We start from the raw sequence: 22,568 nt of genomic DNA, 5'->3' as shown, positions 1-22,568 counted from the left end.
GCTGAATGAACGGGCCCGTGCGAACGGGCAATCCGCCATTGCAGCGCGATCGGCCTGATCGCACAAATTCATTTGTCACATGAATCCATGCCATTCCCGCATGAATCATGCGCGCCGATGTCCGGCAGGCCGGCCGAACGCCGTTGCCGCCCTTACAATACCCGCTCCGTCTCACGACACGACCATCGAGCCATGACCCGAGATCCCCGCCTCACCCTCAACGCGCGCCAGCAGGAATTGCTCGAATGGGTGCAGCGCGACGGCTTCGTGACCGTCGACGATCTCGCCGCACACTTCGCGGTCACGCCGCAGACGATCCGCCGCGACGTGAACTGGCTTGCCGACCTGAACCTGCTGCGCCGCTATCACGGTGGCGCGAGCCTGCCGACCAGCTCGGAGAACGTGTCGTACACCGCGCGCCAGCGGATGTTCCACGACGAGAAGCGGCGCATCGCGGCGCTCGCGGCGTCGCACATCCCCGACCAGGCGTCGCTGTTCATCAACCTCGGCACGACGACCGAGGAAGTCGCGCGCGCGCTGAACCGCCATCACGGGCTGCACGTGATCACGAACAACCTGAACGTCGCGTCGATGATGAGCGGCTACCCCGACTGCGAGGTGCTGATCACGGGCGGCATCGTGCGGCCGTGGGACAAGGGCATCGTGGGCGAACTCGCGATCGACTTCATCCGGCAGTTCAAGGTCGACTACGCGATCATCGGCACGTCGGCGATCGAGGCCGACGGCACGCTGCGCGATTTCGACACGCGCGAGGTGCGCGTCGCCGAGGCGATCATGCAGCATGCGCGCACGGTGTACCTCGTCACCGATCATTCGAAGGTCGGCCGCCCGGCGCTCGTGCGCCAGGGCCATCTGAGCCAGGTGCACGCGCTCTTCACCGACAAGCCGCTGCCGCCCGACATGGCCGATACGGTGGCCGCCGCCGGCACCCAGGTGTACGTCGCGGAATGACGGTTGCGATGCTGCACCGCACCTGAAACTTCAAGTGAAATCAAGAAGTTGGCGCCGCGCACGAACCGCTTGCGGCATGCCCTTCTGTCAAACGGAAAATTAACGGGGCACGATTTGTCGTTGCGTGTGCGCTCGACTAGACTCCAGTTCCCCGGCCCGTTCGCCGATCCGCCTGTGCCAGGGCGGTGCGAACTGCAGGGCCGGCGAATACAGCTTTCCCCCCAAGCCATACCCCGCGGGGTATCGCGCGTCGGCGTATGCGCCGGCCGCGCGGGCAGTCCGATTGCCATGGAGAGAACGATGCTGAGTCCGCATGAATTCGCCACGCTCTTGCTTGTGAAGGACGCGCCTGATCAGCGCGACATGGATCGGGATGAACTGGACATCCTGCTCGAACAACAGCTCGTCCGCCTGGAAGGGCTCGGCTCGGGGCGCAGATACTGCGTGACCGAGACTGGCGACGCCACGCTGCGATCCGTCAAGTACCGCTATTCGTAAGCCCCGCTGTTCCCGACCTTGACCTGATCGCGCGGCCGGCATCCGGCCGCGCGGTCGTTTCCGCCTCCCCGCCCGTTCGTCGCCGCCGGCTTCAACCGCCGCGCAGCGTCGGATCGACCGCCGCCCGCCAGCTGATGGCCTGCGCGCGCGCTCCGTTGAAATACGCGATCCAGCCCGCGCGCGCCGCCGCGTCAGGCGCCACATAGTGGGTCGAAAGTTCGTTTACGAACGCACAATAGTTCGCTTCGGTCAGCCCACGATACCGTTTCGCGACGTACACGTCGTACAGCGTCGAATAGACCGGCTGCGCGTCCGCGCCCCAGTCGCGCGCGGCGCCGCCGCACGACGTCTGCAGGTCGACGAACGACGGCGCGCGCCAGTTGCCGGCGAGCGGCGGCGTACCCGCGCCGCACCCCGCCAGAAGGATGGCGCACACGCCGGCCCACATCCCAATACGCATGATTCACCTCGCGAAACGGTCGATTTCGCCAGTATCGTCCGGGATCGTGTCGCGCGCTACTGGCCCCGCTTTATCGAACTTTACTTTTTCGATTTCGTTCGTTAAATTTCGAATTCGAACATTTCATGTTCGCCCTATTTCAACAGACGATAAGGACAGCAGGTGACCCAACCGAATCGCTACGATCTGCTCGTCGTCGGCGGCGGCATCAACGGCGCGGGGATCGCGCGCGATGCGGCCGGCCGCGGCCTGTCGGTCATGCTCTGCGAGCAGGACGACCTCGCGTCGCATACGTCGTCGTCCAGCACGAAGCTGATTCACGGCGGCCTGCGTTACCTCGAGTACAACGAGTTCGGACTGGTGCGCAAGGCGTTGCAGGAGCGCGAAACGCTGCTGCGCGCGGCGCCGCACATCATGTGGCCGCTGCGCTTCGTAATGCCGCACATGCCGAACCTGCGCCCGGCCTGGCTGATCCGCATCGGCCTGTTCCTCTACGATCACCTCGCGAAACGCGAACTGCTGCCCGGCTCGCGCGGCATCGACATGCGCCGCCATGCGGCCGGCGCGCCGCTGATCGACTCGATCAAGCGCGGCTTCGTGTATTCCGACGGCTGGGTCGACGATGCCCGCCTCGTCGTGCTGAACGCGATGGACGCGAAGGAGCGCGGCGCCGAGATCCTCACGCGCACGAAGCTCGTGTCCGCCGAACGCCGCGGCGACGAATGGGAAGCGCGGCTCCAGCACGCCGACGGTTCGATCCGCGTCGTGCAGGCGCGCGCGATCGCGAACGCGGCCGGCCCGTGGGTCGGCGACGTGCTGCACGGCGCGCTCGGCCGCGGCGCGCATCACAGCGTGCGGCTCGTGAAGGGCAGCCACATCATCACGCGCCGCCTGTTCGATCACGATCACGCGTACATCTTCCAGAATCCGGACAAGCGGATCATCTTCGCGATTCCGTACGAGCACGACTTCACGCTGATCGGCACGACCGACGTCGAATACACGAACGATCCCGCGAAGGTCGCGATCGATCGCGACGAGACGCAATATCTGTGCGATTCGATCAACCGCTACTTCAAGCGCAAGATCTCGCCGGCCGACGTGCACTGGACCTATTCGGGCGTGCGCCCGCTGCTGGAAGACGAGAACGCGGCGAACGCGTCGGCCGTCACGCGCGACTATCGCCTCGAACTCGACGACGGCGCGGGCGCCCCGCTGCTGTCGGTGTTCGGCGGCAAGATCACGACGTTCCGCAAGCTCGCGGAAGAAGCCGGCGACATGCTGTGCCGCGCGCTCGGCCGCGACGCGAAGACCTGGACGGCCGGCGTCGCGTTGCCGGGCGGCGATATCGCCGACGCGAAATTCGACGGGTTCGCCAGCGCGTTCGCGAAACGCCATCCGTGGCTGCCCGCCGCGCTCGCGCGCCGCTATGCGCGCGCGTACGGCACGCGTGCGGAGCGCGTGGTCGACGGCGCGACCTCGCTCGCCGACCTCGGCGCCGAAATCGCACCGGGCATCCACGACGCCGAACTGCGCTATCTGCGCGACGCCGAATGGGCGACCTGCGCACAGGACGTGCTGTGGCGCCGCTCGAAGCTGGGCCTGCACGTCGCGCCCGGCACGCTGGACGCCGTGACCGCCGCGGTCGACGCGTGGTTCGCCGCCGCGCATGCGCCGCACGCCTGATTCGAATGCAAGTTGCAGTTGCCGTTGCCTGACCGACGTTGATTCACCGACGCGCCGCCCACATGCGGCGCGCATCACAACTAAGCCAATCCACGGATGGAGATGAGAGACATGCAGGACCAGTACATCCTCGCGCTTGACCAGGGCACCACGAGTTCCCGCGCGATGCTGTTCGATCGCCAGGGCAACATCGTATCGATCGCCCAGAAGGAATTCGAACAGATTTACCCGCAACCCGGCTGGGTCGAGCACGACCCGCAGGAAATCTGGTCGACGCAAGCCGGCGTCGCCGCAGAAGCCGTCACGCGCACGGGCCTGAACGGCACGTCGATCGCCGCGATCGGCATCACCAACCAGCGCGAGACGACGATCGTCTGGGATCGCGAGACGGGCCAGCCCGTCTACAACGCGATCGTCTGGCAGGATCGCCGCACGGCCGACTTCTGCGACTCGCTGAAGAAGCAAGGGCTCGAAGCGAAGGTGCGCGCGAAGACCGGCCTGCCGATCGACTCGTACTTCTCCGCGACGAAGATCCGCTGGATCCTCGACAACGTGCCGGGCGCGCGCGACAAGGCGCGCCAAGGCAAGCTCGCGTTCGGCACCGTCGACAGCTGGCTCGTGTGGAACTTCACGAAGCACGAACTGCACGTGACCGACGTGACCAACGCGTCGCGCACGATGCTGTTCAACATCCACACGCGCGAGTGGGACAGCGAACTGCTCGAACTGCTCGACATTCCGCGCAGCATGCTGCCGGAAGTGAAGGCGTCGTCGGAGATCTACGGCCACACGAAGACCACCGTGTTCGCGTCGAAGATCCCGCTCGCGGGTATCGCCGGCGACCAGCACGCGGCGCTGTTCGGCCAGATGTGCACGACGTCGGGCATGGTGAAGAACACCTACGGCACCGGCTGCTTCCTGATGATGAACACCGGCGACAAGCCGATCGAGTCGAAGAACAACCTCGTCACGACGATCGCGTGGCAGATCGGCGACGACGTGCAGTACGCGCTCGAAGGCAGCATCTTCATCGCGGGTGCGGTCGTGCAGTGGCTGCGCGACGGCGTCGGCCTCATCAAGACGGCCGCCGAAATCGAAGCGCTCGCCGCGAGCGTGCCGCATACCGACGGCGTCTACCTCGTGCCCGCGTTCGCCGGCCTCGGCGCGCCGCACTGGAACGCGCGGGCGCGCGGCTCGGTGTTCGGCGTCACGCGCGGCACGACCGCCGCGCACCTCGCGCGCGCGGCGCTCGATGCGATCGCGTACCAGTCGCTCGACGTGCTGGCCGCGATGGAAGCCGACTCGGGCATCAGCATCGGCGAGCTGCGGGTGGACGGCGGCGCGAGCGCGAACGACCTGCTGATGCAGTTCCAGGCCGACCTGCTCGGCGTCGACGCGGTGCGCCCGCAAATCACCGAGACGACCGCGCTCGGCGCGGCCTATCTCGCGGGCCTCGCGATCGGCTACTGGAAGAACCTCGATGAAGTGCGCGACCAGTGGCAGCTCGATCGCCGCTTCGCACCGTCGATGCCGAAGGAGCAGGTCGAACAGCGCATGGCCGGCTGGCAGCGCGCGGTACGCGCCGCGAAGGCATGGGCCGACGACACCCAGTAATCCGAACGACTTCAAACGACATACAACAACACCGGCGGACCGCGCAGCGCGCGAGTCCGCCGTGACTTCGAGAGACAATCATGTCACCTTATATTGCAGAATTCATCGGCACCGCGATCCTCGTGCTGCTCGGCAACGGCGCGGTCGCAAACGTGCTGCTGGCAAAAACCAAGGGCAAAGGCGCGGACCTGATCGTGATCGTGATGGGCTGGGCGATGGCGGTATTCGTCGCGGTCTACGTGACCGCGTCGTTCAGCGGCGCGCACCTGAATCCGATCGTCACGATCAGCCTCGCGCTCGCGGGCAAGTTCGCATGGTCGAAAGTCGGCGGCTACGTGCTCGCGCAGATGCTCGGCGGGATGGCGGGCGCGCTGCTCGTGTGGCTCGCGTATCGCCAGCACTTCGCGAAGGAAGCCGATGCGGACCTGAAGCTCGCGGTGTTCTGCACGGCGCCGGCGATCCGCAGCACCACACACAACGTGCTGACCGAAGCGATCTGCACGTTCGTGCTGATTCTCGGCGTGCTGTATCTCGCGTCGCCGCAAGTCGGCCTCGGCGCACTCGACGCGCTGCCCGTCGGCCTGCTGGTGCTCGGCATCGGCATCTCGCTCGGCGGCCCGACCGGCTATGCGATGAGCCCCGCGCGCGACCTGTCGCCGCGCATCATGCATGCGCTGCTGCCGATCCCGGGCAAGCGCGACAGCGACTGGCGCTATGCGTGGGTGCCGGTAATCGGCCCGCTGCTCGGCGGCGCCGCGGCGGCCGGCCTGTATCTGCGCCTGCACGCGATGGCCTGATCGCGGTGTGGACGAAGCGCGCGGCGTGCGCTGCCGCGCGCTTCACTCCCTTCTTTTCGTCTACCGGTCATTCACGGCCGCCATCAGCGATTTCAGCTTCACCGCGACGTCCGCGACCGCGGCCGGCGTCACGTCGATCCGGCGTTCGACCAGCATCCTCGCGACGCGCATTTCCTTCACGAATCCCGCTGCACGGCCGAAACCGCTCGCCGCGACGAGCCGTGCGCCCGCATCGAAATGGAAATGAATTTCCGCGTCGTCGCCGAGCACGCGCGCGACCGACTGCGTGCCGAGCGCCGGCTCCCCGGCCACCTGCAACTGCGCATCGTATTGATCGGACCAGAACCACGGTATGTCGCGATACGGTTCGTTCGCGCCGAGCATGTTGCGGGCGGCGACGTGCGCCTGCGTATCGGCGCCGTGCCACGTCTCCTGTCGAATCGGCAATCCCGATAACGCGCTCGGAAACACCGCGACGTCGCCGGCCGCGTAGATGCCGCGCGCCGACGTCTCGAGCCGCGCGTTCACGACGATTCCGCGCTCGACCGCGAGGCCCGCGTCGCGCGCCAGTTCGTCGGCCGGTTCGATGCCGATGCCGGCCACGACCGTGTCGGCGAGCAGCGTGTCGCCGTCGTCGAGCACGACGGCCAGCGCCCCGCCCGCGGTTCGCTCGATCGCAATCGGCGTCCGGTTCAGACGAATCGCCACGCCCTGCTCGTCGTGCAGCGCATGCACGCGCGTCGCAATGGCTTCCGGCACCGCGCGACCGAGCAGCCGCGGCGCCGCATCGAGCACGGTCACGCGGCAGCCGCGCCGTCGCGCCGACGCCGCGACTTCGAGACCGATGAAGCCGCCGCCGATCAACACGATCCGCGCGTCGGGCACGAGCCGCGCGCCGAGCGCGGCCGCATCGTCGAGCGTGCGCAACGCGACTACGCCGTCGAGCGCCGCGCCGCGGATGGCCAGGCGGCGCGCACGGCCGCCGGTGGCCAGCAGCAGCGCGTCGTAGCCGAACACGTGCCCGCCGGACACGCGCACTTCGCGTGCATCCGGATCGATGCGCTCGACGGTCGCGACGACCCGCTCGATGCGATCGGCCGCCCAGGCTTGCGCCTCGCGCAACCGGCATTGCGCCGCGCTGCGCTCGCCCGTCAGCACGCCCTTCGACAACGGCGGCCGCTCGTACGGCGGATGCGGCTCCGCGCCGATCAGCACGATGCGCCCGCGCCAGCCGCACGCGCGCAACACCTGCGCCGCGCGGCCGCCCGCATGGCCCGCGCCGACGATCGCCATCACCCGGTCGCTCATCATCGCGTCATACCTCGATCAGGATGCGGCCGTCTTCGATCTTCGCGCGGTACGTGCGCAGCTTCTCGCACGCGGGCGCCGACAGCGGCCGGCCGTCGCGCACGTCGAAGCGGCCGTTGTGCTTCGGGCATTCGATCACGTGATCCATCACGAGCCCGTCCGCGAGATGCACCTGCTCGTGCGTGCACAGGCCGTCGCTCGCATACACCTCGCCGTCGATCCGGTAGATCGCGTACGTGCGGCCAGCATGATCGAAGCGCGCGACATCTTCGTCGTCGATGTCGTCGAGCGCGCCGGTGTCGATCCATTGCGTCATGGTGTGTCTCCTTCGTTGGCAGGTTCGATAACGGTCATGCACGCGTGGCATCCGGCACCGGCCGCACGACGTAATCGGACGGATCGCGCGTCTGCCGGATCAGCGCCGGCACGATCTCCGCATATGCGGCCAGCGTGCTGCGGTACGGCGGCGGCATGTCGGCCTTCACGGCGTCGTGCAGCTTCGGCAGCGCATGGAACGGCACCATCGGGAACATGTGGTGCTCGACGTGATAGTTCATGTTCCAGTACAGGAAGCGAAACACCGGATTCATCATCACGGTCCGGCAGTTGCGCCGGTGATCGAGCACGTTCTCGGGCATGCCGGCGTGCTGCGTGAGGCCGAAGTACAGGTACAGCCACGCGCCGTAGAGGCTCGGCAGCCCGATGTAGAGCAGCGGCAGGATCGTGCGCCAGTAGACCGCGGCGCCCGTCACGAGTGCGTAGATCGCGAGATGGATGCGCGACTCGCGCACGACCTTCGGCCATTCCGATTCGGGCACGTAGGTGCGCTCCTCGTCGTCGAGCCGGCCCGTGAACGACACCGCGATCATCTTGCGCAGCTCGCCGGCCACGTGCTTCAGCGCGACGACGTTCAGCGCGAGCGCGAGCCAGTCGGTCGGCTTCGGCGCGGCGATTTCCGGGTCGCGCCCGACGACCAGCGTATCGGTGTGATGGCGCGCATGGCTCCAGCGCCAGGCAGTCGCGCGGCGGAACACCTGGAACGACGCGACCTGGTACAGCGCGTCGTTCATCCAGCGCGTGCGGAACGCGGTGCCGTGCCCGCATTCGTGCCAGCGCGAATCGGCCGGGCTGCAGTACAGCGTGCCGTACACGAAGAACGCCGGGATCGCCCATGCCGAATGCGCACGCCACGCCAGCCACGCGAGCGCGCCGCTGAGCGCAATCGCCGCGTACCAGATCAGCGTGTCGCGAATCGCACGCGCATCGCCGCGCTGCATCAGTTGCTTCATCAGCGGTCGCGGCACCGCGCATCGGTACCACGCGGCGTTGACGAGCCCGGCGGCCGCCGCGCGATCGCCGGCGCCGCCAATCATTCGGTATGCCTGACGGCGCGCCGCCGTGCGTTCGCGTGCCGGGTCGTCGGTATGGGCCACGTCTGTCTCCTGGGGGTCTTGTGCGCGGGAAGCGCGGCAAACGCTTCGCATAAGACCGAAATTAGGCGACCGGTCGCCCCGCCTCAATCGAAACGTTGACGAAATTTCGCCATCGCTTTAGCGTTCCCGACAACGCCACGCGGTCGATGGCGACCCTCACGATGGAGACGACCATGGCAGGTGAATCGGAGCCGCGCTGGCGCAAGCGCACCGCACGCTTCGACGAGATCGCGGCGCTCGCCGGCGTCAGCACGACGACCGTCGATCGCGTGCTGAACGAGCGCGGCAGCGTCTCCGCGCAGGCGCGCGAACGCGTGGTGGCGGCCGCTCGCCAGCTCGGCGTGCCGCGCCAGCTGCCCGACACGCGGCACGGGCTGATCCACGTCGACGTGCTGCTGCCCGACACCGACGCGCCGTTCTTCCGACGATTGCAGCAGGCGCTGCAGCGTTCGCTGCAGATGCTCGACCGGCGCGTGGTCGTGCACCGGACGATCCTGCCCGCCGCGGATGACGAGCGTGCCGCGACGCTGATCGAACGGCCCGCGTACCGGCGCGCGGCGCTGATCGTCACCGCGCACGACACGGCCCGCATGCGAGATGCGCTGGCCGGCGCGATCGCGCGTGGCGAGACCGTCGTCACGATGGTCACCGATATCGGCGGCATCGAACGCGCACACTTCGCCGGCATCGACAACTACCGCGCGGGGCGCACGGCCGGCTACTACATCGGCCGCCTCGCGGCACGCCCCGGCCGCGTGCTGCTGCTCGGCGGGCGCATGGGCTACCGCGCGCACGCCGACCGGATGGCCGGCTGCCGCGATCAGCTCGCCGACGCGTTCGCCGCCGTGCGCTGCGACGACGCGCCGGTCGAGACGCTCGACCAGGACGACCGCTGCTATCGCGCGGTGACGAGGGCGCTGCAGGCGCACGACGACGTGGTCGCGATCTACAACAGTGGCGCCGGTTCGGCCGGCATCGAAGCGGCGCTGCGCAAGGCCGGCGCGCTCGGGCGCGTGGTGTGGATCGGCCACGAGATGATCGACCTGCACCGCACCTTCATCGAAGCCGGCGCGATGGATCTCGCGATCGACCAGGATCCGGACGGACAGGCGATTTCCGCGCTGCAGCACGTGCTGCATGCGTGCGGCATCGTCGAACAGTCGCCGCCGGACGACCCCGTCGAATTCCGCGTGTTCTGCCTGGCGAACGTAAGGACGAGCGCATACCTGCAGGCATGAATCGCGCCGTGCGACGCACCGTCTGCGCACGGCGAAAAAATCGACCGCGGCATTGGCGATTTTTCGTCAACGTTTGTCATGCGGCCCGCGCCGCGCATCCGTACATTGGACAGCCATCGATAGACGACAACGGACAGGAGACGATGGCTGAACCGATCCTCATCGGCGTGAACCTCGACGGCGTGCTCGAACACGACGGGCTGCCGCCGCCCACGCCCGCCGAGCGCTTCCGGAAGGTCGCCGCTGCCGGCGTGTTCGATTACATCGAAAAGAATCCGGCGCGCGGCGAGGACCTGTCGCCGTATTTCGCGCTGGTCGACCGCCACGCGCTGCCGATTCGCGTGATCGGCGGCATCTGGTGCGCGGGTCGCGACGAAGCGCATGTCGCCGAGATCGTCGCGGCGGGCGCACGCTTCGGCAGCACGGTGCTCAACGGCCAGCTGTTCGCGCATCACGCGGACGGCCATCGGCTGTCGGATCGCGAAGTCGCCGATTTCTACCTGCGCGCCTATGCATGGGGCGAGCCGGTCGGCTGCCTGCCGAGCCTCGAAGTGCACGTCGACATGTGGAGCGAGGATTTCGCGCGCGTGGCGCGCGTCGCGCGGCACGTCGAGCAGGCCGGCGCGCCGTTCCGGATCACGCTCGATCATTCGCATCTGCTGTTCAAGCTCGGCAACCGCGCCGAGCTCGACGCAGCGGGGCTGCGCGAACCGGTCGACGGCGGCCGCGCGATGCTCGACCCGGCGTCGCCCACCGCGATCTACGCGGACTGGATCGCGCGCGGCTGGGTCCGGCATGCGCATGCGCGCAGCGTGAGCCCGAACAACCCCGACAACCGCTGGATGCGCCGCGCGGATGGCAAGCCCGGCCGCGGCATCCAGTACCCGTTCGTCGCACCCGCGCCGGGCGCGTATCACGGCGAATGGCGCGTGGACGCGCTCGACACGTGGAAGGCCGCGCTGCGCCAATTGCTGCAGGCGCAGATGCAGGTTCACGCTCACGTGCAGCCGGCACGGCTCGAACAGATCAGTTGCGAGTTCATCCCGTTTCCCGACTACGGCGGCGGCGCACGCTATTCGATCTTCGACAACAACGTCGCGTGTGCGCAATGGCTGCGCGATACGTGGCACACACTCGCCGCGCGAGCCGGCACCGAATCCGAACCCTGCCCCACTCACGCCTCAAGGACAGAACGATGAAGCACGCCCTCCACTTTTCGCTGAACCGGATGAGCGCGCCGCGCTTGCCGCTCGACCGCTACGTCGCGCTGTGCCGGCGCCTCGGCGTCGACACGATCGAGATCCGCAACGATCTCGACGGCGTCGAGCTCGCCGACGGCACGCCGGCCGCCGCCGTCCGCGCGACGGCCGAAGCCGGCGGCGTGACGATCCTGACGATCAACGCGCTGCAGCGCTTCGATCAATGGAACGCCGAGCGCGCGGACGAGGCGACCGTGCTGGCCGACTACGCGGCGCGATGCGGCGCGCGTGCGCTGGTGCTGTGCCCGACCAACAGCCGCGCCGACACGCGCGGCGCGGACGCCCGCCACGCGGATCTCGTGACGGCGCTGCAGGCGTTGAAGCCGATCCTCGACACCCGCGGCCTGCTCGGCTTCATCGAGCCGCTCGGCTTCGAGGAATGCGCGCTGCGCCGCAAGTCGGACGCGGTGAAGGGCATCTACGCGGCAGCGGGCGAGCCGGTGTTCCGGCTCGTGCACGACACGTTCCACCATCACCTCGCCGGCGAGGACATCGTCTTCCCGAACCTGACGGGCCTCGTGCACATCTCGGGCGTCGAGGAGGCCGAGCTGCCGGTCGACCGGATGCGCGACGGCCACCGCGTGCTGGTCGGCGGCGCGGACCGGCTCGGCAACATCCGGCAACTGCGCGAACTGCTCGCGCGCGGCTACAGCGGTGCGCTGTCGTTCGAGCCGTTCGCGAGCGAGATCGCCGAAGCCGACGACATCGAAGACCGGTTGCGGGCGAGCATCGACTACGTGCGCGGCGAACTGGCGGATCGCTGAGCGCATCGGCAAGACGACACAATCCACGGGAGAACGGAATGATCGAATTCGCTTTGTTCGGCGCGGGCCGCATCGGCAAGATCCACGCGGCGAATCTCGCGCGCCAGCCGGGCGCGAAACTGAAATACGTGATCGACCGGCACGCGCCGTCGGCGCAAGCGCTCGCCGGCACGCACGGCGCGCAAGTCGCCGACATCGAGCGCGCGCTCGGCGACGCGTCGGTAAAGGCGGTCGTGATCGCGTCGAGCACCGACACGCACGCGGACCTCATCGTCGCCGCCGCGAACGCCGGCAAGGCGGTGTTCTGCGAGAAGCCGGTCGACCTCACCGTCGAACGCGCGCGTGCGTGCGCGAATGTCGTGCGGCGCGCCGGCGTGACCTGCATGATCGGCTTCCAGCGCCGCTTCGACCCGACCTTCGCGGCGCTGAAGGCGCGCGTCGAGCGCGGCGAGATCGGCGCGCCGGAAATGCTGGTCGTCACGAGCCGCGATCCGGGCGCGCCGCCGGTCGACTACATTCGCCGCTCGGGCGGCATTTTCAAGGACATGCTGATCCACGACTTCGACGTGTTCCGCTGGATCCTCGGCGACGAAGCGCAGACGCTGCATGCGACCGGCAGCTGCCTGACCGATCCGGCCGTGCACGACGCGGGCGACATCGATTCGACCGCGGTGACGATCCGCACGCGGCGCGGGTTGCTGTGCCAGATCAACACGTCGCGGCGTGCGGCCTACGGCTACGACCAGCGCTTCGAGCTGCTCGGCAGCCACGGAATGCTGCAGGCCGGCAACGTGCGGCCGACCGAGGTGAGCGCATGGCTCGCGGGCGGCATCGCGACGGACGTGCCGGAGCCGTTCTTCCTCGAACGCTACCGGCATGCGTACGCGGCCGAGATCGCGCACTTCGTCGACGCGTTGCGCGACGGCGCGCCGGTCAGGACGACGATCGACGACGGACTCGCCGCGCTCGAACTGGCCGAAGCCGCGATGGCGTCGTGGAAAACGGGGCGCGTGATCGCGCTGTGACGCCGTGAACGGCGGCGACCCGCGCAAACGGGTTGCCGCTGCCGCATGGCCGGCGGCACTCCGGCACGACCGGCCGCAACGGCACGGCCGCATCGGGCAAATGTGCCGCCACGTCGCGCGGCCGGCGCGTGAAAGCACGTATGATGGCGAATCGATCGGCGTCGCCGATATTCCGCGTTTTCATCACCATGCTCGATCACCTCATCTGCGACTGCGACGGCGTGCTCGTCGACAGCGAAGTCATCGCCGACCGCGTGCTGCTCGACACGCTGTCCGCCACGTTCCCGAACCTCGATTTCGAAGCCGCCGCGAAGTCGGCATTCGGCCAGCAGACGTCGCGTTTCCTCACCGGCATCGAAGCCCGCTTCGGGGTCGAAATGCCCGCCAACTTCATCGAGACCATCGAGCACAACATCGAAATCGCGCTCGCGCAATCGCTCGCGCCGATCAGCGGCGTGCGCGACGCGCTGCTGAAGGTCACGCTGCCGGCCGCCGTCGTGTCGAACAGCCGGCTCGTGCGCGTGCGCAGCTCGCTGAAGCGCGCGTCGCTCACCGAGATCTTCGGCGAGCGGGTATTCAGTTCCGAACAGGTCGCGCGGCCGAAGCCCTACCCCGACGTCTACCTGCACGCGGCGCAATCACTCGGCGTCGCGCCGGCGCGCTGCGTCGTCGTCGAGGACAGCATCTCGGGATTGAATGCCGCGCGGGCGGCCGGGATGAAGACGATCGCGTTCGTCGGCGCGAGCCACATCCCCGACAACTACGCGGACGCGCTGCGCGCGATGGGCATCACGCGGATCATGCGCAGGATGGACGAACTGCCGGCGCTCGTCGAAGCCGGCATGCGCGGCGAATTCGGCGACGTGCAGTCCTGATCGTCAGTCGGGCCGGATCGGGTCGATCCGGCCGCGCCACGGGCGCGCGAACGCGCCCGCCTTTCCTTCCACTCAGGCCGGCTCGCAGCAGCGTTCGCGCGCCGCCGCCAGCGCCTCGCGAAACGCGACGAGTTCCGCGATCGTCAGCATCGGCAGCCCGTGCCGTTGCGCGAAGCGCTCGACATCGTCGCCGCGCGTCATCGTACCGTCCGGATTCATCAGCTCGCACAGCACGCCGGCCGGCTTCAGGCCCGCGAGGATCGACAGGTCGACCGTGCCTTCGGTGTGACCGCGGCGCGCCAGCACGCCGCCCGGTTGCGCACGCAACGGAAACACGTGGCCGGGGCGCACGATGTCGTGCGGCTTCGCGCCGTCGGCGATCGCCGCGCGGATCGTCGTCACGCGATCGGCGGCCGACACGCCGGTATGCACGCCTTCGCGCGCCTCGATCGATACGGTGAACGCGGTGCCGTTGCGGCTTTCGTTGGTCTGCACCATCGGCGGCAGTTCGAGCGCGCGCACCGTGTCGTCGGTCAGGCACAGGCACACGATGCCGCTGCACTCGCGGATCAGCAGCGCCATCGTTTCGGGCGTGATGCGCTCGGCGGCGACGATCAGGTCGGCTTCGTTTTCGCGGTCGTGGTCGTCCTGCAGCACGACCGCGCGACCTGCGCGCATCGCGTCGAGCGCGGCGGCAATGCGCGGCGGCACCGGTTCGGCATCCAGCAACGGGAGATCGGCAAAGGCGTCGGCAGGCGCCGACGAAACGGACATCAAGGACATGTGAAACGCTCCTCGCAAATACGATTTGGGCGAAAAACGTTTCAGGGCATTGCAAACAGACAGAACGACAACCCGCTTCGCGTGCAGCGCGAAGCGGCCCTGACGGACATGACTATCTGCACATCTTCTCTCATCCGGACTGTGACCGTCGGCTCTGGCATTCGACCAGATCTGCTGACCCCGCGCGCATGCGCGGGCGCTCGCGGGCTCGCCGGCTTACGCCAGCCTACCGCCGGTGGGGAATTTCGCCCCGCCCTGAAGACGCACTGATTGCCGGACGGGAACACCCCGTCATCGGCGGGCCAAGCATACAACAGCCGCGCGCGACGCGCAGCGTAAAACCTTACTGACGACCCCGTCTAACGGCATCGTCCGAACGGCCGGCGGACGGAGCCACGATCCTGCGAAAAGCGCGGAGCGCAGCCGCGCCGCGCCGCCTGCGCGATCAGTTGACCGCCGCGTGCGCCGCGTCGGGCACGAGCCAGCGCGGCGGCACCTCCGGGCTCACCGTCACGCGGAACGCTCGCGCTTCGCTGTCGCCCGGGTTGCGCAGGCTGTACGGCTGGTCGGCATCGAACACGATCGCGTCGCCGGTCGCGAGCAACTGGCGGCGGTCGTGCACGCTCACTTCGAGCGTGCCTTCGCTGACGACGAGGTTGACCGTCGTGCCGGGCGCGCGGCGCGCGCCGGGCTCGGTATGCAGCGGCGCGATCCGCAGCTCGTGGAATTCGGCCGCGGCCGGCTCGCCTTCCGGATACAGCGCACGTGCCGAGAAACGGCCGTTCGAGCTGACGACGCGCGACGCGCGCTCGGCCGCCAGATGCTCGAAACCGTTCACCGCATGGCGCCGCAGGAACGCGGCGACCGACACCTTCAGCGCCGCGGCGATCTTGCACAGCACCTTGATCGACGGCACGCTGCGCGCGGATTCGATCTGCGCGAGCATCGCGCGCGACACGCCGGACAGCCGCGCGAGCGCATCGAGCGACAGTTGCCGCTCGGCGCGCAAGCGCGCGAGGTTCACGCCGACGACCTGTTCGAGGGCGTCGAGCGACGCGGCGCCGCGTCCGTCGGCGGCATTGCCGGACTCGAAGGAAGACACGTCGCGCACGAGCGCCAGGGATGAAGACATAGCATGGCCTCCGGGCCGCTGCGCGGCCCTGCGTAGGGGTAAGCCGGAATCGGAATCGGGTTGCGCCGGTCGTTGGCGCGTATCGAGACGCTATCACCCGGCCTGGTACGGGCAAACGAAGTTATCTTCACACCGTTATCAGCATCGCGGAGGAATGCGTTTCTCGCGAACCTTTTCCTGCCGCTATGGCGTCGCCGCGCGGCGCGCCGTGGCGACGCTCACGGTGCCGCGGGCGCCGCGCCGCGCGCCGGCCCGCGCGCATCGAGCCGCATCGCGAGCCACGTGACGACCAGCGCCGCGAACGTCACCGCGACCGCGACCCACGGCAGCGCATCGAGCGCGAAGCCGTGTTCCAGCGCGACGCCGCCGAGCCACGCCCCGCCCGCATTGCCGACGTTGAACGCGCCGATGTTCAGCGTCGACGCGAGATGCGGCGCGCTCGCGGCCTTCTCGACCACGCGCGCCTGCAGCGGCGGCACCGTCGCGAACGCGGCGATCCCCCAGACGAATACGGTGACGGCCGCCGCGACCGGCAGGTGGCTCGTCTTCGCGAACACGGCCATCACGGCCATCAGCGCGACGAGGATCGCGATCAGCGACGGCATCAGCGCGCGGTCGGCGAGCTTGCCGCCGATCGTGTTGCCGATCGTCAGCCCCGCGCCGAACAGCACGAGGATCAGCGCGACCGCGCGCGGCGAGTAGCCCGACACGGTCTCGAGAATCGGCGCGATGTACGTGAACACGACGAACACGCCGCCGAAGCCGAGCACGGTCATCAGCAGCGCGAGCCACACCTGCGGCTCCTTCAGCACGCGCACTTCGTGGCCGAGGCCGACCGGCCCGCTGTCGTGGCGGTTCGGCACCAGCGCGGCCACGCCGCCGAGCGCCAGCACGCCGAGCGCGGCGACGATCCAGAACGATGCACGCCAGCCGAGCAACTGGCCGACGAACGTGCCGAACGGCACGCCGAGCACGTTCGACAACGTGAGCCCGGTGAACATCAGCGCGATCGCGCTCGCGCGCTTGTCGGCCGGCACGAGCGACGCGGCGACCACCGCGCCGATGCCGAAGAACGACCCGTGCGCGAACGACGTGACGACGCGCGCGACCATCAGCATCGCGTAGCCGGACGCGGTCGCGCACAGCACGTTGCCGACGATGAAGATCGCCATCAGCAGTTGCAGCGCGGCCTTGCGCGGCATGCGGCTCGTCAGCACCGCGAGCAGCGGCGCGCCGACCGCGACGCCGAGCGCGTAGCCGGTGACGAGCAGGCCGGCCGACGGCAGCGACACGGCGAGGTCGTGCGCGACTTCGGGCAAGAGGCCCATGATGATGAATTCGGTGGTGCCGATGGCGAAGGCGCTGATCGCGAGCGCCAGGAGCGGAATGGGCATGACGTTCTCCGGAAGACGGCGGCTGCGGCGCCCGGTCGGTGCCGCACCGCACAAGAAAGCGGGATGTGCGCGCATTGTCCCGAAGACGCCTATATTTGATAATTGGCGTGGCATTTGAACCATTTTCAAATATTTCTGGAAAATCGCATGGACCGACTAGGCGACATCCGGCTGTTCGTCGAGGCTGCCGAACTCGGCAGCCTGTCCGCCGCCGGGCGCAAGCTGAACCTCACGCCAGCCGCCGCGAGCGCGCGGCTCGCGAAGCTCGAGGCAAAGATCGCGACGCGCCTGTTCGAACGCTCGACACGGCAATTGCGGCTCACCGACGAAGGCAAGCTGTACCTGAACTGCTGCCGCCAGGCGCTGCAGGCGCTCGACGACGCGGACGCGATGCTGCAGGAAGGCCGCAACGTCGTGAGCGGCAAGGTGCGGCTGTCGTCGACGTCCGATTTCGGCCGCCACCAGTTGCTCGACTGGCTCCACGAATTCACGACGCTGCATCCGGGCGTCACGTTCTCGCTGACGGCGTCCGATTCGTCGTCGAACCTGTGGCAGGACGAGATCGACCTCGCGATCCGCTTCGCCGCGCCGCCCGACGGCGCGCTGATCGCCCGCCGGCTCGCGACCAACCGGCGCGTGCTGTGCGCGGCGCCGTCGTTCGTCGAACGCCATGGCGTGCCGGCCGATCCGCACGATCTGGCCCGCTTTCCGTGCAACGTGATCACGATCGCGTCCGGCCCGATGAACACCTGGCACTTCACGCGCGGCGACGAAGTGCAGGTTCACACGGTGCCGGTGTCGACCGCATTCGAGACCAACGATGGCGGCCTCACCCGCGAATGGACACTGCGCGGCCACGGCATTGCGCTGAAGTCGCTGTGGGACATCGCCGACGACGTCCGCGCGGGCCGGCTGCGCGTGCTGCTGCCCGACTGGCGGCACCAGGACGCGCCGCTGCACGCGATCTATCACAGCAAGCGCTACATGGCGCCGCGCGTGCGCGTGCTGCTCGATTTTCTCGCCGAGCGCTTCGCGCGCGAGGAAGCCGCGCTCGACGACCTGCTGAACGCGTGCCGCTGACGGCCGCCGCGCCACCACTCCGGGGTCGGAACGTGAAAACCGGCGTCGCGCGCCCGCAACCGGCCGCCCGTCCGTCGTGGCATGAAAAGCTATAATGGAAGGCTTTCCCGACGGCCTTTCCTGTCCGATGCGCGCCATTCGCGTGCCGCGCACGGCCGTCCCGATTCACCCTTGACGACGCCCCCAGGTCAACCACTGCGAACGGCGAATCCCCATGACCAAGAAAGTTTACGTAAAGACCTTCGGCTGCCAGATGAACGAGTACGACTCGGACAAGATGGTGGACGTGCTCAATGCGGCCGAAGGCCTCGAAAAGACCGACACGCCGGAAGACGCGGACATCATCCTGTTCAACACCTGCTCGGTGCGCGAAAAGGCGCAGGAAAAGGTGTTTTCCGATCTCGGCCGCGTGCGCGAGCTGAAGGAAGCGAAGCCGGGCCTCTTGATCGGCGTCGGCGGCTGCGTCGCGAGCCAGGAAGGCGCGTCGATCGTGTCGCGCGCGCCGTACGTCGACCTCGTGTTCGGCCCGCAAACGCTGCACCGCCTGCCGCAGATGATCGACGCGCGCCGCGCGAGCGGCCGCGCGCAGGTCGACATCACGTTCCCCGAAATCGAGAAGTTCGATCACTTGCCGCCCGCGCGCGTCGAGGGACCGAGCGCGTTCGTGTCGATCATGGAAGGCTGCTCGAAATACTGCAGCTACTGCGTGGTGCCGTACACGCGCGGCGATGAAGTGTCGCGCCCGCTCGACGACGTGCTGACCGAAGTGGCCGGCCTCGCCGACCAGGGCGTGCGCGAAGTCACGCTGCTCGGCCAGAACGTGAACGCTTATCGTGGCGCACTGACCGCCGGCTCGTCCGACATCGCCGATTTCGCGACGCTGATCGAATACGTCGCCGACATCCCCGGCATCGAGCGGATCCGCTACACGACGTCGCACCCGAAGGAATTCACGCAGCGCCTGATCGACACGTACGCGAAGGTGCCGAAGCTCGTGAGCCACCTGCACCTGCCGGTGCAGCACGGCTCCGACCGCATCCTGATGGCGATGAAGCGCGGCTATACGGTGCTCGAATACAAGTCGGTGATCCGCAAGCTGCGCGCGATCCGCCCGGACCTGTCGCTGTCGACCGACATGATCGTCGGCTTCCCCGGCGAGACCGAGGACGATTTCGACAAGATGATGGCGCTCGTGCACGAGATGCGCTACGACACGAGCTTCTCGTTCATCTACAGCCCGCGCCCCGGCACGCCGGCCGCGAACCTCGCCGACGACACGCCGCGCGAAGTGAAGCTCAAACGCCTGCAACATCTGCAGGCGACGATCGAGGAGAACGTCGCGCGCATCAGCCAGTCGATGGTCGGGAAGGTCGAGCGGATCCTCGTCGAGGGCCCGTCGCGCAAGGACCCGAACGAGCTCGCGGGCCGCACCGAGAACAACCGTGTGGTGAATTTCCCGGCGCCGCTCGCGTCGCACCCGCGCCTGATCGGCCAGATGATCGACGTGAAGATCAACCATGCGTACCCGCACTCGCTGCGCGGCGAGCTCGTGCTCGTCAGCGACGACGCGAGCGCGGCCACCCACTGACCGACCGACGCCCGACAGGAGCCCGACGCTACTTTGAAGACCGTCCAAGCACTGGAATTCACCGCCCCGCGCGACGACAACGCGCGCCTCGCCAACCTCTGCGGCCCGCTCGACGAGAACCTGCGGCAGATCGAACAGGCGCTCGACGTCACGCTCGCGCGGCGCGGCCACCGGATCACGATCCGCGGGCGCGGCGCCAAGCTCGCGCTCGCCGCGCTCGAAAACTTCTACAACCGCGCGCGCGATCCGCTGTCGGTCGACGACATCCAGCTTGCGCTGGTCGAAGTGCGCCACACGGCCGGCAACGGCCGCCAGGACACGCTCGACGTGCGCTTTCGCGGCGACCCCGATCATCCGTTCGACGAGCCCGTCGCGCAGCTCGACGCCAGCGAACCGGAGGAAGAGCCGGGGCCGAAGCTCTACACGCGGCGCGCCGACCTGCGCGGCCGCACGCCCGCGCAGCGCGAATACCTGAAGCAGATCCTGCAGCACGACGTGACGTTCGGCATCGGGCCGGCCGGCACCGGCAAGACCTACCTCGCGGTCGCGTGCGCGGTCGACGCGCTCGAGCGCGACCAGGTCAAGCGGATCGTGCTGACGCGCCCGGCCGTCGAGGCCGGCGAGCGGCTCGGCTTCCTGCCGGGCGATCTCGCGCAGAAGGTCGACCCGTACCTGCGGCCGCTGTACGACGCGCTGTACGACCTGCTCGGCTTCGACAAGACGGCCAAGATGTTCGAGCGCCAGATGATCGAGATCGCGCCGCTCGCGTACATGCGCGGCCGCACGCTGAACCACGCGTTCATCATCCTCGACGAGGCGCAGAACACCACGCCCGAGCAGATGAAGATGTTCCTCACGCGGATCGGCTTCGGCTCGAAGGCGGTCGTGACCGGCGACACGAGCCAGGTCGACCTGCCGCGCGGCCACAAGAGCGGCCTCGTCGAGGCGCAGCAAGTGCTCGGCGGCGTGCGCGGCATCGCGCTTACGCGCTTCACGAGCGCGGACGTCGTGCGCCATCCGCTCGTCGCACGCATCGTCGAGGCGTACGACGAGTTCCACGCGCAGCACCAGGACGGCTGAGCGGCGGCGCCCGAGCGCTGCCCGGCCCGGCCCGCCAGACGGCGCGCCGGGCTTTCTTTTGCCCGGGCGCCGCCCGGTCCGAATTCGGGCGCGATCGGCCGTTTGGTGTATCCTCAACGCGTCCCAATCGCCGCACGCGTCATGAAATCCTCTCGTTCCCGCAAGTCCGGCCGCGCCCCGTCCGCCGCGTCCGAATCCCCCCGCCTTTCGCTGTTCGACGCGAAGGGCAAAGCCCGGACCGTCAACGCGCAAGGGCTGCGGATCGACTTCCCGGACGGCCGCAGCCTGATGTTCGACCTGTCGGGCAGCTCGGGCGACGCGGCCGTCGCGATCGTCGCGCAGCACAACGATCCGGCGATGCGCGCGAAGCTCGCGCTGCAGCCCGAGCACTACGACAGCGTGACGCTGCACGTCGGCGCCGAGTTCGCGCCGCGCGAGGACGACCCCGAAGACGAGCCGCGCGCGCTGGAATTCGACCTGTCCGTGCAGTACGGCGACGAGATCACGAGCGACGTGCGCAAGACGCTGCCGAAGCGCAAGCTGATCGCCGAATGGATCGAGCCGGCGCTGTTCGCGAGCGCGCAGCTCACCGTGCGCTTCGTCGGCGAGAACGAAGGCCGTACGCTGAACGCCGGCTACCGCCACAAGGACTATCCGACCAACGTGCTGACCTTCGCGTACGACGCGGCGCCCGACGGCACCGTGATCGGCGACCTCGTGCTGTGCTGCCCGGTCGTCGAGAAGGAAGCGCACGAGCAAGGCAAGCCGCTCGCGGCCCATTACGCGCACCTGCTGGTACACGGCGCGCTGCACGCGCAGGGCTACGACCACGAGACGAGCGACGAGGACGCGGCCGAAATGGAAGCGCTCGAAATCGACATCCTCGCGAAACTGGGTTTCCCGAACCCGTACCAGTAAGCCGTCCGCCCGATGCGCCACGCCGCGATGCTGCCGCCCGCCTACCCGCCGTCGATCGGCGAAGGACGCCTGCTGACGGAAGACGAGCTCGCGGCGTCGCTCGCGCAGACGATGCGCGACTGGGACGGCCGGCAGGATCTCTGGCTGTTCGGCTATGGCTCGCTGATCTGGAATCCCGGGCTGCCGACCGTCGCCGCCGTACGCGGCAAGGTGCACGGCTACCATCGCGGGCTCTACCTGTGGTCGCGCGTGAATCGCGGCACCCCCGAACGGCCGGGCCTCGTGCTCGCGCTCGATCGCGGCGGCTCGTGCTCGGGCATCGCATTCCGGCTCTCCGGCCCGACCGCGCAGCCGCATCTCGAGACATTGTGGAAGCGCGAAATGCCGATGGGCTCGTACCGGCCCGCGTGGCTGCCGTGCTCGCTCGAGACCGGCGAACGCGTGAACGCGCTCGCGTTCGTGATGCGCCGCGACGCACCGACCTATACGGGCAAGCTGACCGACCCCGTCGTCAAGGAAGTGTTCCGCTGCGCGGCCGGCCGCTACGGCACGACGCTCGACTACGTGAGCCGCACGGTGGACGCACTGCGCGCGAGCGGCATCCCCGACCGCGCGCTCGAAGGGTTGCTGGCGCGATGCCGATGATCCGGCACACCGCGCGGGC

At 68.5% G+C, this 22,568-nt stretch carries 22 protein-coding genes and 1 riboswitch; of the genes, 15 read left to right on the top strand and 7 right to left on the bottom strand.

The genetic code is table 11. The features are described from left to right. Nucleotides 1–192: 192 nt before the first annotated feature. Nucleotides 193–972 (top strand): DeoR/GlpR family DNA-binding transcription regulator, encoded by a 780-nt coding sequence (locus J8I33_RS25090; RefSeq protein WP_034208319.1) that lies wholly within the window; start codon nt 193–195, stop codon nt 970–972. 300 nt (nt 973–1,272) lie between these two features. Next, nucleotides 1,273–1,470: a hypothetical protein gene (locus tag J8I33_RS25085; protein WP_050014609.1), complete on the top strand. Its 198-nt coding sequence runs from the start codon at nt 1,273–1,275 to the stop codon at nt 1,468–1,470. A 91-nt stretch (nt 1,471–1,561) separates the two neighbouring features. Here J8I33_RS25085 and J8I33_RS25080 read toward each other — a convergent pair whose 3' ends face one another. Next, complete coding sequence (locus J8I33_RS25080) at nt 1,562–1,930, bottom strand: hypothetical protein (protein WP_209939361.1); 369 nt, start codon at nt 1,928–1,930, stop codon at nt 1,562–1,564. 162 nt (nt 1,931–2,092) lie between these two features. Between J8I33_RS25080 and glpD the strand changes: the two genes are divergently transcribed. The 3 genes from glpD (at nt 2,093) to J8I33_RS25065 (ending at nt 6,027) form a co-directional block, all read left to right on the top strand. Continuing rightward, complete coding sequence (gene glpD / locus J8I33_RS25075; RefSeq protein ID WP_050014611.1) at nt 2,093–3,616, top strand: glycerol-3-phosphate dehydrogenase; 1,524 nt, start codon at nt 2,093–2,095, stop codon at nt 3,614–3,616. Nucleotides 3,617–3,727: 111 nt separating this feature from the next. Further along, nucleotides 3,728–5,230, top strand: coding sequence for a glycerol kinase GlpK (gene glpK, locus J8I33_RS25070; RefSeq protein ID WP_050014613.1), 1,503 nt, complete (start codon nt 3,728–3,730; stop codon nt 5,228–5,230). Nucleotides 5,231–5,310: 80 nt separating this feature from the next. Next, entirely contained in the window at nt 5,311–6,027 is a 717-nt protein-coding gene (locus tag J8I33_RS25065) for an MIP/aquaporin family protein (protein WP_050014615.1), read from the top strand. Nucleotides 6,028–6,087: 60 nt separating this feature from the next. Here the strand turns inward: J8I33_RS25065 and J8I33_RS25060 are convergent, their stop codons facing one another. The 3 genes from J8I33_RS25060 to J8I33_RS25050 are packed head-to-tail and all read right to left on the bottom strand — an operon-like array spanning nt 6,088 to nt 8,768. Continuing rightward, nucleotides 6,088–7,338 (bottom strand): FAD-dependent oxidoreductase, encoded by a 1,251-nt coding sequence (locus J8I33_RS25060; protein WP_209939360.1) that lies wholly within the window; start codon nt 7,336–7,338, stop codon nt 6,088–6,090. 4 nt (nt 7,339–7,342) lie between these two features. After that, complete coding sequence (locus J8I33_RS25055) at nt 7,343–7,651, bottom strand: non-heme iron oxygenase ferredoxin subunit (protein WP_011546150.1); 309 nt, start codon at nt 7,649–7,651, stop codon at nt 7,343–7,345. Between the two features lie 34 nt (nt 7,652–7,685). After that, nucleotides 7,686–8,768 carry a fatty acid desaturase family protein gene (locus J8I33_RS25050; protein WP_185722658.1) on the bottom strand — a complete coding sequence of 361 codons (1,083 nt, stop codon included), beginning with the start codon at nt 8,766–8,768 and terminating at the stop codon, nt 7,686–7,688. 173 nt (nt 8,769–8,941) lie between these two features. Between J8I33_RS25050 and J8I33_RS25045 the strand changes: the two genes are divergently transcribed. The 5 genes from J8I33_RS25045 to J8I33_RS25025 all read left to right on the top strand — a co-directional run bounded on the left by J8I33_RS25045 (nt 8,942) and on the right by J8I33_RS25025 (nt 13,929). Beyond that, on the top strand, nt 8,942–10,006 hold the full coding sequence (locus J8I33_RS25045) for a LacI family DNA-binding transcriptional regulator (protein ID WP_209939359.1): 1,065 nt from the start codon (nt 8,942–8,944) through the stop codon (nt 10,004–10,006). A 143-nt stretch (nt 10,007–10,149) separates the two neighbouring features. Further along, entirely contained in the window at nt 10,150–11,205 is a 1,056-nt protein-coding gene (locus J8I33_RS25040; RefSeq protein WP_209939358.1) for a xylose isomerase, read from the top strand. Then, nucleotides 11,202–12,029: a TIM barrel protein gene (locus J8I33_RS25035; protein WP_209939357.1), complete on the top strand. Its 828-nt coding sequence runs from the start codon at nt 11,202–11,204 to the stop codon at nt 12,027–12,029. Before J8I33_RS25040 ends, J8I33_RS25035 begins: the two co-directional genes overlap by 4 nt. A gap of 38 nt (nt 12,030–12,067) precedes the next feature. After that, a complete protein-coding gene (gene iolG, locus J8I33_RS25030) occupies nt 12,068–13,054 on the top strand; it encodes an inositol 2-dehydrogenase (protein ID WP_209939356.1) in 987 nt (328 codons plus the stop codon). 188 nt (nt 13,055–13,242) lie between these two features. Further along, entirely contained in the window at nt 13,243–13,929 is a 687-nt protein-coding gene (locus tag J8I33_RS25025; RefSeq protein ID WP_209939355.1) for an HAD-IA family hydrolase, read from the top strand. Between the two features lie 72 nt (nt 13,930–14,001). On the opposite strand, the gene ribB is transcribed toward J8I33_RS25025, so the two are convergent. From ribB to J8I33_RS25010, 3 genes are all read right to left on the bottom strand, one after another. Then, complete coding sequence (gene ribB / locus J8I33_RS25020; protein WP_050014629.1) at nt 14,002–14,712, bottom strand: 3,4-dihydroxy-2-butanone-4-phosphate synthase; 711 nt, start codon at nt 14,710–14,712, stop codon at nt 14,002–14,004. Between the two features lie 118 nt (nt 14,713–14,830). Beyond that, nucleotides 14,831–14,979, bottom strand: a riboswitch (FMN riboswitch). 178 nt (nt 14,980–15,157) lie between these two features. Beyond that, a complete protein-coding gene (locus J8I33_RS25015; protein WP_050014630.1) occupies nt 15,158–15,844 on the bottom strand; it encodes an XRE family transcriptional regulator in 687 nt (228 codons plus the stop codon). A gap of 218 nt (nt 15,845–16,062) precedes the next feature. Next, the gene (locus tag J8I33_RS25010; RefSeq protein WP_209939354.1) at nt 16,063–17,238 is read right to left on the bottom strand and encodes an MFS transporter; all 1,176 of its coding nucleotides are present in this window, start codon (nt 17,236–17,238) and stop codon (nt 16,063–16,065) included. Between the two features lie 147 nt (nt 17,239–17,385). On the opposite strand from J8I33_RS25010, the gene J8I33_RS25005 reads away from it, so the two are divergent. The 5 genes from J8I33_RS25005 to J8I33_RS24985 all read left to right on the top strand — a co-directional run bounded on the left by J8I33_RS25005 (nt 17,386) and on the right by J8I33_RS24985 (nt 22,549). Next, nucleotides 17,386–18,318 carry a LysR family transcriptional regulator gene (locus tag J8I33_RS25005; RefSeq protein ID WP_050014635.1) on the top strand — a complete coding sequence of 311 codons (933 nt, stop codon included), beginning with the start codon at nt 17,386–17,388 and terminating at the stop codon, nt 18,316–18,318. A 214-nt stretch (nt 18,319–18,532) separates the two neighbouring features. After that, complete coding sequence (gene miaB, locus J8I33_RS25000; RefSeq protein ID WP_050014637.1) at nt 18,533–19,906, top strand: tRNA (N6-isopentenyl adenosine(37)-C2)-methylthiotransferase MiaB; 1,374 nt, start codon at nt 18,533–18,535, stop codon at nt 19,904–19,906. Between the two features lie 33 nt (nt 19,907–19,939). Then, nucleotides 19,940–20,986, top strand: a complete 1,047-nt coding sequence (locus tag J8I33_RS24995; protein WP_050014641.1) for a PhoH family protein — start codon at nt 19,940–19,942, stop codon at nt 20,984–20,986. A 141-nt stretch (nt 20,987–21,127) separates the two neighbouring features. Then, nucleotides 21,128–21,904, top strand: a complete 777-nt coding sequence (ybeY, locus tag J8I33_RS24990; RefSeq protein ID WP_050014643.1) for an rRNA maturation RNase YbeY — start codon at nt 21,128–21,130, stop codon at nt 21,902–21,904. Between the two features lie 12 nt (nt 21,905–21,916). Beyond that, nucleotides 21,917–22,549, top strand: coding sequence for a gamma-glutamylcyclotransferase (locus J8I33_RS24985; RefSeq protein ID WP_050014645.1), 633 nt, complete (start codon nt 21,917–21,919; stop codon nt 22,547–22,549). Nucleotides 22,550–22,568 lie beyond the last annotated feature (19 nt).

Source organism: Burkholderia sp. AcTa6-5 (assembly GCF_017815075.1).
Lineage (GTDB): Bacteria > Pseudomonadota > Gammaproteobacteria > Burkholderiales > Burkholderiaceae > Burkholderia > Burkholderia sola.
The sequence above is the reverse complement of the archived record's forward strand: the minus strand, read 5'-3'. Positions and strand labels throughout refer to the sequence as shown.